10 protein-coding genes and 1 pseudogene are annotated in these 13,571 nt (G+C 42.6%); 6 read left to right on the forward strand and 5 right to left on the reverse strand.

From position 1 onward, the window contains the following. Positions 1 to 257: 257 nt before the first annotated feature. Together A3712_RS24590 and A3712_RS24595 are read left to right on the forward strand one after the other, a co-directional pair. Positions 258 to 1,865 carry an ATP-binding cassette domain-containing protein gene (locus A3712_RS24590; RefSeq protein WP_063525331.1) on the forward strand — a complete coding sequence of 536 codons (1,608 nt, stop codon included), beginning with the start codon at positions 258 to 260 and terminating at the stop codon, positions 1,863 to 1,865. After that, a complete protein-coding gene (locus A3712_RS24595) occupies positions 1,862 to 3,445 on the forward strand; it encodes an ATP-binding cassette domain-containing protein (protein WP_063525332.1) in 1,584 nt (527 codons plus the stop codon). The genes A3712_RS24590 and A3712_RS24595 overlap by 4 nt, the downstream gene beginning before the upstream one ends. 155 nt (positions 3,446 to 3,600) lie before the next feature. Here the strand turns inward: A3712_RS24595 and A3712_RS24600 are convergent, their stop codons facing one another. Both A3712_RS24600 and A3712_RS24605 read right to left on the reverse strand, forming a co-directional pair. After that, positions 3,601 to 4,842, reverse strand: coding sequence for a hypothetical protein (locus A3712_RS24600; RefSeq protein ID WP_063525333.1), 1,242 nt, complete (start codon positions 4,840 to 4,842; stop codon positions 3,601 to 3,603). A gap of 209 nt (positions 4,843 to 5,051) precedes the next feature. Beyond that, the gene (locus A3712_RS24605) at positions 5,052 to 5,840 is read right to left on the reverse strand and encodes an AraC family transcriptional regulator (RefSeq protein ID WP_063525334.1); all 789 of its coding nucleotides are present in this window, start codon (positions 5,838 to 5,840) and stop codon (positions 5,052 to 5,054) included. Positions 5,841 to 5,939: 99 nt separating this feature from the next. Between A3712_RS24605 and A3712_RS24610 the strand changes: the two genes are divergently transcribed. The 4 genes and pseudogenes from A3712_RS24610 to A3712_RS24625 all read left to right on the forward strand — a co-directional run bounded on the left by A3712_RS24610 (position 5,940) and on the right by A3712_RS24625 (position 9,077). Further along, positions 5,940 to 6,833 carry a DMT family transporter gene (locus tag A3712_RS24610; RefSeq protein WP_063525335.1) on the forward strand — a complete coding sequence of 298 codons (894 nt, stop codon included), beginning with the start codon at positions 5,940 to 5,942 and terminating at the stop codon, positions 6,831 to 6,833. Positions 6,834 to 6,957: 124 nt separating this feature from the next. After that, a pseudogene (locus A3712_RS28760) lies at positions 6,958 to 7,690 on the forward strand (peptide ABC transporter substrate-binding protein); the annotation flags it as partial. 359 nt (positions 7,691 to 8,049) lie between these two features. Then, positions 8,050 to 8,553: an acyl-CoA thioesterase gene (locus tag A3712_RS24620; protein ID WP_063525336.1), complete on the forward strand. Its 504-nt coding sequence runs from the start codon at positions 8,050 to 8,052 to the stop codon at positions 8,551 to 8,553. A gap of 278 nt (positions 8,554 to 8,831) precedes the next feature. Beyond that, positions 8,832 to 9,077, forward strand: a complete 246-nt coding sequence (locus A3712_RS24625; protein WP_032498029.1) for a hypothetical protein — start codon at positions 8,832 to 8,834, stop codon at positions 9,075 to 9,077. A 600-nt stretch (positions 9,078 to 9,677) separates the two neighbouring features. Here A3712_RS24625 and malG read toward each other — a convergent pair. The 3 genes from malG to malE form a co-directional block, all read right to left on the reverse strand. Further along, on the reverse strand, positions 9,678 to 10,568 hold the full coding sequence (malG, locus tag A3712_RS24630) for a maltose ABC transporter permease MalG (protein ID WP_063525338.1): 891 nt from the start codon (positions 10,566 to 10,568) through the stop codon (positions 9,678 to 9,680). Between the two features lie 11 nt (positions 10,569 to 10,579). Continuing rightward, positions 10,580 to 12,151 carry a maltose ABC transporter permease MalF gene (gene malF, locus A3712_RS24635; RefSeq protein WP_063525339.1) on the reverse strand — a complete coding sequence of 524 codons (1,572 nt, stop codon included), beginning with the start codon at positions 12,149 to 12,151 and terminating at the stop codon, positions 10,580 to 10,582. A gap of 80 nt (positions 12,152 to 12,231) precedes the next feature. Then, positions 12,232 to 13,416: a maltose/maltodextrin ABC transporter substrate-binding protein MalE gene (gene malE, locus A3712_RS24640; RefSeq protein WP_063525340.1), complete on the reverse strand. Its 1,185-nt coding sequence runs from the start codon at positions 13,414 to 13,416 to the stop codon at positions 12,232 to 12,234. Between the last annotated feature and the right edge of the window lie 155 nt (positions 13,417 to 13,571).

Below are 13,571 nucleotides of genomic sequence, written 5' to 3' on the forward strand. Positions count from 1 at the left end.
GTTTTATCTGCACAGAGTAAAGGACTCTCGTTAGTCAACAAACTCTTAGGTAACTCTTGTAGTAATACGTTCCAAAAGCAACATTTTGCATATTAGAATCACGAAGGTTTAGTGCGTTAATAATTAGAGTCGAAAGTCGTTGTGTAAATCTGTCGTGAAGAAATTAAGCTAATTATGAATCTTTATAAGAATTATCGAAACTCTAAGCTAGAAAGCCTCCTGCGAATCTCTAATATCAAGCAAGAGGATATAAAGTAATGATCACTAAAATAGCACAATATTATATTACGCAAGAGCTGCTCCCTGCTCTCGCCCGATCTAAAACTGGACTTATAATAGGAACGATTGCGGAAGGGGTTGCTGCTCTGACTAAAGTTTTCGCTCTATTATGCTTAATACAACTGATAGATAACTTTTCGAGTCAATGGTTATATACAGCCATTGTATTATGGATTACGAGCGCTGCGCTTTCATCACTAGCCTCTTGGTCGATTCACAAGGCGGAAGCACAGTTCTCTTCTCAATTGCGTAGACAAATAGCTCAGCACCTCGTGAGGTTACCCCATAAAGCGTTAACACAATACAGCGATAACCAACTTCGTCGTTTGACGACAGAGGATATTAATGCACTTCATCATATGGTGGCTCATTTACCCTCAGAGTTCGTTACATTTATGGTAGTGCCATTGGCATCAATAACTATCATGATACATTTTGCTGGTGCAACCGCCCTGCTGGTTCTGCTCCCTGGGCTAGTTGCATCACTCTATTACCTAATATTTCTCCCGAACTACGCAGCTAAACATGGTAAACGACGTATGAGCATCATGGGAGAAATAGTAACGGCAGTTAACGATTACATACGAGGAATCAAAATAAACAGAATCTTTGAAACTCACGTTGGTGCTATGGCAGATTATAATAAAGCCACCCAATGCTTCACTAATGGTATTGTTGGTTGGGTAAGTAAAGTCGCTTTACCAGCCGCAATAGCTGTAGCACTTCTGCAAGCAGTGGCTACATTTTCAATTGCATATACTGTGTCCTACCAATTACCCGTTCCAGAAATGGCAACAATCTTCTTTTTTAGCTTAGCTATTGTAACGCCAGTGTTGAAGCTAGGGCACGGACTCGATTATGTCGTTGCAGGAAAAAGTGCAGCAAGACGACTTCAAAGCTTCTTGAAAGAGTCCCCAATAAAAAAAGCTCAAGCTACCGTCGATACTGCCGAGCAATTACATGCAAGAAATATACATGCTATCTATGAGCGAACACTCCTGATTGACAATGTCAGTCATACGTTTACTCCAGGTTCATGTACTGCGATTATGGGACCTAGTGGAGTCGGTAAAAGTACTTTTCTACGAATCCTATCTGGTTCTGAAATTCCAACTAAAGGCTCGGTTTTTCTTGGAGAAACACCAATCCAGCAATTAAACGAAAAGTCACAATTCTCTGCCATTCGCTACTTACCACAGCAGGTCAGTATTTTGAACACAACAGTGAGAAGTAACTTACAGTTGGCAAATAGCGAAGTTACTGAAAGGCAGATGATAGAGGCACTTGACATTGCACAGATAAGTATTGACTTAGAAGACAATGCCGGTGCCTTATCGGGAGGACAAAAACAACGAATCGCACTCGCTTGTTTGCTTCTCACTGATGCGAACATATTTTTACTTGATGAACCGACCAGTGCACTCGACAAGCACACCGCAATCTCAGTCATCGAGAATTTGCGGACCTTTGCCCACGAGAAGAATAAAACTTTGATCATAGTCACCCATGACTCAGAGTTGGCTCAGAAAACAGATGTCAAGCTAACCTTAACACGAACGAACCGCACTTGGAGTGAAGCAATATGACAGCGCAAGATTCACGACTTTCTGAGCAAAAACTTCCATTGGCAGTAAAACAACGTTTGCTTGGTATTGGCTGTGCTTGGGGAGTTATTGCAGCTCTGGAAGCCTTTTCCTATACATGCCTTGCGATGGCAATCGTGCAACAGCTCCCGCCACTCTACGTAGTCGTTCCCGCTTTCATTACAATATTAGTAACCATCGTTGTTACTCGGAGTGGCTTCATAGCTGGCGCACAATTGGCTGGTATCCTTTATCAGTCACTTGGATATGCGCTAAGCCGAGCGAAATTAGCATGGTTTAACGATAAAAATCGGGCCCAGACAACCCAACTTGCGGAACAGGGGATACCGGACTTTATGGCAATTCCCGCACACCAATTACAAACCTTTATTTATGCCCCACTTCTTCCCTTATTTATTATTTTTGGTATCGGTTTTGTCGGAGGCTTTCAGATTGCAATGCTGAGTGCAGCTTTGCTTTTTATGTCACTTTTCTTTCATCACAAGCTTCAAACCCTACTCAGTAAAGCCGATGCATCACGCCATGATTCGGATACTCAAGCTTCGCAATCAACAATAGAGCTTCTTGAGCATCTCGATTTTCTGCGCTCAACCGTAGGTCCTGGAAGAGCAGTAAAAAGAATGGAATCTAGTTGGGTCAGACAAGAAAAAATTTACGCACATATCAATTGCACAATTGCAAAAGTCACATTTTTATCAGCTCTTGTAAACATAATTCCAATTACAGGCATAGCAAGTTATATGGTCTTTAATGATATAGACCAGCCTGTACTAATTTTGGCCATACTAATTCTTATTACAAGAGCTTCTGCAACATTAGAAAAGTTAGTATTTACAGGGATGGACGTTAACACCGTAAAAAATTCAATAAGTGACTACCTTTACTTAACGAACGTCCCCTGCTTACCCGACCCGGAAAAAGTCAGTGCACAATCCCCAAGTCATCATCACCTTCAGTTATCTGGAATAAGCTATGGTGACATCTTCAGTCACATTGCAGCCGATATCCCCCAAGGCTCAAACGTCGTTATAACTGGGCCTAGTGGTTGCGGAAAAAGCACGTTGTTAGGGCTGCTGTTACGGTTTGATGATCCTACATGTGGGCATATTTCTTTGGGGGGCATCGATCTAACCAGAATTCCGTATAATACGCTCACTAAGCAACTTTCTTACGTTGCACAAGACCCTATCATTTTTACGGGTACGATAGCTGAAAATATACGACTAGGAAAGCCCGACGCGAGCGATGAGGAAGTAGAGGAATACGCTAGGCTAGCTCAACTCAGTCAAGTACTCGAACGATCGGCTTTAGGCATTCACCAACACGTTGGACTAAAAGGTAGAAGTTTATCCGGAGGTGAAAATCAGCGAATAGCGATTGCGAGAGCATTGATAAAACAAGCTCCTATTTTGATCCTTGACGAAGCCACCTCAGCTTTGGATGAAATGACTGAACGTTCTATTGCTGAGCTCACTCACTCATTAGCATCGACTGTTCTTGTTGTTACGCATCGTGATTCAAGTATTTGGCAACCAACTTTCGAGTTAAATATGGAAAGCTAATTTAAAGTACTGTATTAAAGAATAGCCCAAATTAATATTTATCAGCGAGCGAAAACGTACTTGCGCTCGCTGATAAGTTTAGCTGCAACTCAATGTGTAAAGTTAATTAGGCTAAACTTGGGCGACGTGACAGAGAGAACTTGCTCATTGAAAGGCTATTGCGTCAAATCAGCCTTAATCTGATCAACTTGATTCGCCAGAGAAGTATCTTGGAAATATTCACTGTGTGTTTTTCCTAAGTACAACTTCTTGTTTTTAACGCGTTGATCCAACTTATCTTTAACAACAGTGCCTTGTACTAACTTGTTGTTTAGCTCGTCGGCGATAGCAGAGCTGTCTGATACTTTGTTTCCTTTCGTATCATAATAACGAACTTTGCCGATATTTTTATCAAATGGATCACAGTAGGCTATGTCTAAATCACCACTTTCAATAATGTTGTTGTATTGGGCTTTTGTGATTGGCTTCTCTTTATTTGATGCGAATTGGCTACCTCGAATACACCAATTGATTCGGGTACCTACACCTGGGAAATACGCCGAAATTAAGTTAACGGCATAATATGAATCAGGGTCTGACAGATTTCGTTTTGCATATCTATCAATCACCTTACCGCCAACCACTTGATATTCGGCTTCGCCATTATTATAAGGCTCCAAAAAATAGCTATTTCTAAACATATCACTGAAACTAACAGTATCAACTATACGCTCGCTACCTGAGCTGAAACTCTTCAATTGCTGCTTGTTCTGAGTAGCACCAGTAATGCTAGTTGTCACTAGACCAATCACTGTGTTTTTCTGAGAATCAATTTGCCAAGCAGTATAGTTTTTCCAATTTTGTTGAGGTGTGTTTTTAGCGGCATCAACGCTGTATTGGTGCCTAAGCTCTGTAATGTCTTCACCCACCTTATTCACTTTGGCATAGGACTTGTAGCGACGAGCTTCGCAATCTTGATGGTTTGCATCATAGTAGAAGTAGCTGATCCAATCTTTTGCTTCAATCATTTCTTTGCTGTTCTCAGCATAGTCTACGATCCCATTTGCGCCGTAAACCCCGTAAAACCCTTTGAGGTCTTTTTGCTGCTTAAGTGATAACTCTTCATTAAATTTATTATCCCAGCCAATACTATAAATATTAAATAAGTTTAAAGATTTGATGCACTCTTTGATATCAGTGCTGCCAATGGTATTTGCCGAATACATGGCAGGGCTGCTAGAGAACTTCTGTGCTGTATCATCTTTTGGATCAGCCACACTACCTTTTGCTGGAGTGACCGACATTTGAGGCACTACTGTTTGTGTCTTTTGAGCCGGTGGCGCTGAATCGCCGCCGCCGCCACCGCATGCAGAAAGTGTGGCAACTAACACTGATAATATTGAGATTTGGAACTTCAAGGTTTTCCTCGATACGTTAAGCAAGTGGTAAATAAATCATCACCGAATGACCGAAAGAAAACTAAATGCTTATATAACCAAATTAAAACCATAAAAGAATCAGGTCTAGAATCAAGCTAAAATCAATTGAGTTTAGTCAACTAAAACAATAATTTAGATATAAAAACAAGAACCTCCACACTGTTAATCGAAGGAATTAACAAAACCTATTACAACAAACGGTTCTTATACTGCTCAGGAGTTTGACCTGAATACTTCTTGAACATACTGATGAAAGGACTGGCTTGGTTATAGCCTAACGTAAGCGCAACTTCTTTAACCGATTGCCCATTTCTTAGCAGATCCATTGAGTATAAATAGCGAACACGCAGTCGCCATTCAGTAAAACTCATGCCCAATTCACTCTGGCAATGACGCGACAAAGTGCGCTCGGTAGCATGGACTTTCTCCGCCCAATCTTTCAACGATACTTCATCCGTTGGGTTCTCTTCTATCGCCGCTAAAATAGGCGCGAGGTATTTGTTGTCGGTTGACGGTAAGAAATGGTGTTCAACTTTACGTTCTGCGAGTTGATCCAATAAAACCTGGACCAGTCTCTTATCTGGTTCGGTTTGTGCAACATTAATGTCACGCTGACGAAAGTCATCAATGATCGAAGAGACTATCGGCGTGATCTTAATAAGGCTGGTCTTTTCTGGAAGGTGCTGAGTTAACTCCGGGGCGATATTCAGTGAGCAGTAATCAAGTGGTTTACGGTTATAGCTGCAGTGCCTAACCCCTGCTGGCACCCAAATTGCGAGATGTGGCGGCGCCAAGAAGCGAGTGCCCTCTGCCTCCATTTCAAGAATCCCTCCACTGATCAACTGAACCTGTCCCCAAGGGTGACTGTGGACACGCGTTTCAGTATTCGATAAGAACGCTTCAAAATTCATAAATACGTTGGATGGTGCCTTATCAATTGATAAGGATGGATGAAGGTTTCTTGGGTGTTTTTTCAAACTTGTCTTCCTATCGCGCCTGATGTCTTTTTAAAGATATCTGTAAGTATAACGACCTGTCAAACTAGCCGCATCAACTCATTTTGCGATGGAATTCACATGCATTATCTTTTACCTTTTTTCACAGTCTGTATCTGGGGTGCAAATGCGATAGTCAACAAGCTCGCTGCAAGCACCATCGAACCAAGCGCGATGAGTTTTTACCGTTGGTTTATTGCGATGTTAATTCTGACTCCTTTCTGCATTCGCTCGGTTATCAAACAGTGGCCAATCATTAAACCTAATTTATCAAAACTAGCTTTCCTTGGCTTTCTAGGCATGGTGTTGAACCAATCTTTAGGTTACTACGCAGGCTTAACCACTTCCGCTTCGAACATGGCTTTGATTACATCATTAGTGCCATTGATCAGCGTATTCCTTAGCGTTCCACTGCTTAAAAAGTCGATTTCAAGTTTGAGTATTGTAGGCGGTGTGTTGTCTCTTTCAGGCTTAGCATTAATGCTTGGCAAAGGCGATCCTCTATTCTTCATCCACCAGGAGTTAACGCAGGGCGATGGCTACATGTTAATCGCAGCTTGTGTGTATGCTTCTTACTGCGTATTGCTAAAACGTTGGAAAATGCCGTTCAGCAATTGGGTTGTCATCTACACGCAAGGGATATTCGCGGTCGCGATGTTGGCGCCACTTTGGCTAACGAGCGATCAGCTAGTGCCTTCACAACAAGCCATTCCTTTGATTGGTTACGCAGCTGTAGCGGCTTCTATTTTAGCACCTTGGATGTGGGTTAAAGCAATTGACACGATTGGCGCTGATTCAAGTGCGATGTTCATGAATTTAATGCCTGTAGTCGCGATTGTATTGGCATCGACATGGTTAGGCGAAGAGATCAACCAGTTCCATATCATTGGCGGTATCATGGTCGTTTCTGGTGTTATCCTTGCTCAAGTAAAAAGAAAGCCAAGGCTGGAAGTGCCACTACCTCAACAAAGTTAGGCTAACTTCTCATGCTCTGAGCTATCAACACGAGAACAAGTTCTACTTAAGAGTGCCTGCGTAATCCTGCAGGCATTTCTACCTAGGTTTATTATCTCAAACCGCTTAGCTTATTTGTCATTAGTCTGGTGAGATTGGTATGACTATTCGCATACAACTTGAGTACTACCAAAAACTTGTCAAAGAGAGCCCTGAGCAAATTAAAGCGCAAGCTCTGCTATTTTCTTACGTTTACTCGTTCAAAACTCGTCAGGCACCATTTGATGATTTCAGAGTACGTCAAGCACTAAGTATGGCCGTATTTGAAGCACTAAATAGTGTAAAACGTCAAGCTGAAGCGAAATAGCTACTTGAAGACGCTGGATACGACAAAGCAAACCCTCTGAAATTCACACTCACCTATAACACCAGCGAGAACCACAAAAATTGCCATCGCAATTGCCTCAATGTCGAAGCCTCTTGGGGTAAATGTTGAATTACAAAACATGGAATGGAAAGCACATGTCGCAGCGAAAGGAACCGTAGACTATCAGCTTGCTCATTCATGGGGATTTGGCGATTACCCAGAACTCTCTGCTCTTCTAAAAGCACTCATTTGCGATCACACAGCAAACGAAAGTGGTTTCTGTAATCCAGACTAAGATGAGCTTTTACAGCAAGCAAGCAAGACGGAAGTTCAGGCTAATCGCTTTGCTTTATACCAGCATGTTGAGTCGATATTAAATGAATCTGCAGCAGCTATGCCTATATATCAATACAATCACACTCGATTAGTTCGAAATACTCTCAAAGGCTTCCCAAGCAACAATCCGAAAGGAAATATCTACGCGAAGGATCTATACTTCATAAAACAGTAGAGTGAGCTCAGTAACAAAGCTTTTACTACCACTTTAGTGGTAATGGAGATAAAATCACTTTAACTAAACCAAATAAAACAACGGTTAGTTGGCTAACACAATAAAGGTACCGCATGAGTACCTAATGGCTTAAAACACCTAGCACTGCGCTAGGTGTTTTTCTTTGTTACTCGAGTGCGCTACAGTTTGTTTATTAAAGCTCCCATAAGCCCCGTAAACACTAACCTTCATCTGATTCTCATCCGTTTGAAAAAATACTCATGACCTTGAGATTATCCGCTTTAAATTATGTCGTCTTAAGTATATTGTTATTAGCAAGTAACACGCATGTTATGCAATAAAATAATAAAGGAAGACACATGAGCAGTAACAATAGCCGACAAGATGGTAAACGAGACGTTACTCTGCGTTTTTTAGCTGAACCCGGGGATGTAAACTTTGGTGGTAAAGTTCATGGTGGCGCAGCAATGAAATGGATCGATTTAGCGGCCTATGCTTGCTCTGCTGGATGGAGTGGCAAATATTGTATTACAGCCTATGCTGGTGGTATTCGATTTGTTGCCCCAATCCATGTAGGTAACTTGGTAGAAGTAAGTGCAAAAGTGATCTATACCGGTTCCTCTTCTATGCATATTGCTATCGATGTACAAGCCAGCGACCCTAAAGAATTGAATAACCGACTAACCACTCACTGTATCGTTATTATGGTAGCTGTTGATGAAAATGGAAACCCGACTAAAGTCCCAGAGTGGGTTCCAGAAACACCTGAAGACGTCGAACTAAGAGATTCAGCTATTCGCCTCATGAACATGAGAAAGCAGATCGGTGAAGAGATGGAAGCACACGTGAAATACTTGAAATAAGGTTAATCATTAGCCCTACATTATCATTTAACAGCTATTTTCAGACCAAACCGTTTCAATGCCAAGCGCTCGCTTGGCATTCGTTTATCTAACCCTATCTACCTATCTAACATGCCCTAAAGGCACTCTGTTACACACATAGAACGTGATTCTCAGCCAACACTTATAATGAATTGCCCTAAGCTCAATGATTTATTTTGACTGTAATAAAGTCGTCATTTTGCTCTGGTTAAATACCGCCAATCATAATGGATGCATTAAATTTCCCGGAGCCAAACTTGAGCGTTACACGCCCCACTCTTAGCGAAGCTACACTGAATAATTTGAAGGCTGTTGAGTACCAATGGGTTAGAACTTTGTACGTCGAAGGCTACGACAGTAATGAGATCAACCACTACATCCAAACCTGTTTCGGCGGTGACTCGACGTTTGCGGACCTGTTTCGTCGCGTGGCCTTGGATCAAGAAAGTATCTATGTATTACTGCAACACCTTGGATGCGCTCCTTCAAGTAAAGAGTTCTAACTCAATACTCAACCAAACACTTCACAAAACCAATACCCAAAGTACCTTATGCCTTATACCTTATATAAGCATATAAAATAACGTTGAAAAGCTCCAAAAGACACCATTGTGCCCACGTCCTTTTTTTATGCAATATCTATAGTTGTTGCATACAAATCATTGAAGTATCACGCAATAGAATATTAGCAATATATCAATAGACTAATCCGCCCTTATACTGAAAGTCTGATATGTGAGACTAGTTCACTTCCTCAAGTGACCGGGATGATGCAGTCAATATTTAGGAGAGAAGTGACTCGAAACTTTGAATACTCAAACCCTTGTAAACGTAACAATTGCGCTGGGTACACTGTTAACGAGTAAAGCTGACACAAAGGTAAGATTAAAAACAGCAGGCATAAAAAAACCCAAGTAAATACCTGGGTTAGAGTTACAAAAACCACCAATCATTAATAACGTAAGGAATCTGATTAGTAGCCAGCTATGCGTAACCTGAGGGTTATTTTTATTACTGATCGGCGGCCAAACCAAATGATGTAATAAAAATGCCAATATAGAGCGACCTAATAGTCGCTCTTTTTCTTTCTTATAGATTACAGCTTATCCTTTTACACCACCTGCCGTCAAACCGCCAACTAACCAACGTTGAGCAAGTAAGAACACGATAGTGATAGGAAGCGCTGAAAGTACAGCCGCTGCCGCAAAGTCACCCCATAAGTAGTTCTGAGGGTATAGGTATTGCTGCATACCTACTGCTAGCGTGTAAGAGTTCACATCGGTAAGTAGGATAGACGCTACTGGAACCTCACCAACTGTCGCAATAAAAGATAGGATAAACACCACCGCTAGAATTGGCACAGACAGCGGCAGTAGAACCAGCCTGAATGCTTGCCATGGCGTAGCACCGTCTAGTGCTGCCGCTTCTTCTAGAGAGTTATCAATCGTCTCAAAGTAGCCTTTAATCGTCCATACGTGCAGTGCAATACCGCCTAAGTAAGAGAAGATCAAACCACCGTGCGTATTCAAGCCTAAGAACGGAACGTATTGTCCAAGTTTGTCGAATAGCGCGTAAATCGCTACAAGAGCCAATACCGCAGGGAACATTTGGAAAATCATCATCGCTTTCAGGATTGTATTTTTACCTTTAAAGCGCATACGAGCAAACGCGTAAGCTGATGTCGTAGACAGTGCCACAATCAGAATCGATGTAATACCCGCCACTTTCACTGAGTTCCACAACCAAGTCAGTACTGGGAATGGTGGTGTTGTTACCGAACCATCCGCGTTTGTTACTGAAATGCCTAGTGCAAGTTTCCAGTGCTCCAGCGATGGATTATCTGGAATCAAGCTACCCGTTGCGAAGTTACCTTCACGGAACGAGATCGCGATGATCATCAGTAGTGGGAAGATAATCATTGCCAGGAAGCACCACAACAGAGCATGTGTTGCCCACACTCGGTATTTAAGGCCTTTACCTTGTACCATAGCCATTGTCGTGCTCCTTAATCTTGAGACAGTTTAGTGAAACGAAGGTTTAGTAACGCTAGTGCACCAACCAATAGGAAGATAAGCGTCGCGATAGCACTTGCTAGACCAAAGTCTTGACCGCCGCCGCCTTCGAATGCGATTCGGTAGGTATAGCTTACAAGTAAGTCTGTGTAACCCGCTGGCTCAGAAGTGCCAATCATGTTCGGGCCACCGTTCGTTAATAGTTGAATCATTACGAAGTTGTTGAAGTTAAAGGCGAACGCTGCAATCAATAGCGGTGTTAGCGGCTTAATCATCAATGGGAAAGTGATTCGCTTGAAGTTATCGAGGAAGTTCGCACCATCGATTGCTGACGCTTCGTACAGGTCATCAGGAATCGCTTTAAGCAGACCCATACATAGAATCATCATATAAGGGAAACCTAGCCATGTGTTTACAATCAACACCATGGTTTTCGCAAGAATCGGGTCAGAGAACCAGTTCGGGCTTAGGCCGAAGATATTCTCAAGTACCATGTTGATCTCACCAAAGCTCTGGTTGAATAGACCTTTAAAGATAAGAATCGAGATGAACGCTGGTACCGCGTAAGGCAAAATAAGTAAAACTCGGTAAATCGAACGACCTTTCAGTTCTTCCCACTGTACGATGTTTGCAAGTACAAGACCGATAATCAGTGTGAACGCCACAGTACATACAGAGAAAATAACCGTCCAGATGAAGATGCTGATGAAAGGTTCTTTAATACCGTCATCTTTCCATACACGTTCAAAGTTGTGCGTACCGATGCCAACGACGAAGCCAGGAGAAATAGTGTCACCAGTAAACTCACCGTTTGTATCAACAGGTTGGTAGAAACCGACTTCCATATTTGGCTTTAATACATCACCAGTTTCGTTGTTAACCAGTGTTTCACCATCTTCTTGTAGTGTGTAAAGCGGAGCAACAGAAGCAAACTTACGTAAACCACTCATGCGGATGTCATCGCCGTTTGGCAAATGGAAGTCTACGCTACTGATCGCAGCTCTGTTTTGAATGATCGCTTTGATCTTCTCTTTTTCACCTTGAGTCGACTCGATAACGGATAGGTCCATATCTGTCGCTGTCATGCCTTCTAACGAAAATACTTCAGTCGCTAACAGTTGATCGCCATCTTTAACCACGATTTGATGGCCGTTATCTGTTTTGTACAAAGTGAATGGGTAGCTTTCGCCGCTTTGGAAAGAGCGGTCTAAAAGAACGGTTTGAGTACGTTCTAGAGAAAGTTGGTTTTTTGCGCTGTAGTTAGTAAACGCAAGCCCAACGGTGTATGCCAATGGGAAAAGAATGAACAAGATCATTCCGGCAATACCCGGGTAAATATAACGGTGGGCGTAAGTTTTCTTACTACCAAAAATGTAAAGAGCTAAAGCCGTTAAGATCACTGTAAGCAGCGCAAAAGCGAGCTCACCGCGAGAATACATTAGAATTGTAGCGTAGCCATTAATTAAGCCAACGCTACCAAGCAACCCCCATTTGATGAAGACGCTTTTACTGCCTGGAAGGCTTGATGGTGCTGGGATAGCATCTGTACCTTGAACTGACTGCATAGAGGAACCTGCTAGCGATATAGATAAAAATAGAAAAGTAAGGAGAGGTTGCCCTCTCCTTAAAAGGTAGTGCTTAGTTATTACTTAGTCATGCGAGCTTCAGCACCTTTCAGCGCTTGGTCTACTGTTTGACGACCATCAACTACGTTGCCGATCGCTTCTTCCATGCTGTACCAGAACGTTGTGAACTGAGGGATGTTAGGCATGATTTCGCCGTTCATCGCGTTGTCCATTGTCGCTGCGATACGAGTGTCGCTGTCTAGTTGACGTTGGAAAGAGTTTAGAGCAACAGCGCCAAGTGGTTTGTCGTCGTTCAGGCTCTTCATACCTTCATCAGTTAGTAGGTAGTTTTCCATGAACTCAACCGCTAGGTCACGGTTTGGAGAAGCTGTGCTGATACCACCAGCCCATACGCCAACGAAAGGTTTAGATGCTTTACCGTTGAACTTAGGTAGAGTTGCTACGCCGTAGTCTACGCCAGCTTTCTCGATGTTTGCCCAGCCCCAAGGACCGTTGATTGTCATTGCAACGTTACCTGCAACGAACTCAGACTCCGCTACTGAGTAGTCCATGTCTGCAGAGATAACTTTGTCTTGTACCATTTTCTCGATGAAACCTAGTGACTTCTGAACACCTTCAGTCGCTACGCCTGCATCTTTAATGTCGTAACCTTCAGCAACCTGTTTGAATGCGTAACCGCCGTCAGCTGCTAGTAGAGGCCATGTGAAGTATGCGCCACCACGTAGAGGCCACATTATCGCTTTCTTACCTTCTTTTTGAAGTTCAGCGTTAAGTGCTGGGATTTCTTCCCAAGACTTAGGTGGGTTAGGAACAAGTGCTTTGTTGTAGATTAGAGAAACTGACTCAACAGCAACTGGGTAAGCGATTGTTTTACCCTCGTAAGAAACTGCGTCCCATGCGAAGTCTACGATACCTTCTTTTGTTTCTTTAGAAGGTTTGATATCAACAAGAAGACCCGCTTCTGCAAAACCACCAAAACGGTCGTGTGCGTAGAAAATCATATCTGGGCCGTCACCAGCCGCTGCAACTTGAGAGAACTTCTCTTCTAGTTTGTCAGGGAAAGCTACTGTTACTTTAACGCCAGTGTCTTCTTCAAAGCGTTTACCTACTTCAGCCATCCCTTCGTAAGCTTTGTCACCACCTACCCAGATTGTTAGTTGTCCTTCTTCGATAGCAGCGTTTGCACCAAAAGAACTCAATGCAACTAATGTACCTAGAGCTACAGCGCTTAGAGCGTTTTTCATGTTAATATCCTTTTTATACTTATACGTAGGGCACATCAGCCAAGACGAGCCAGTTATCGACAGTTATGATCTGAGAAAACACTCACTAGCTCATCATCCTAGCCACTACGCCCTAGCTATTATGGCTTAAATTCGTGATCACCATCCGGTCAGAT

The organism is Vibrio sp. HI00D65 (assembly GCF_001635455.1).
Taxonomy (GTDB): domain Bacteria; phylum Pseudomonadota; class Gammaproteobacteria; order Enterobacterales; family Vibrionaceae; genus Vibrio.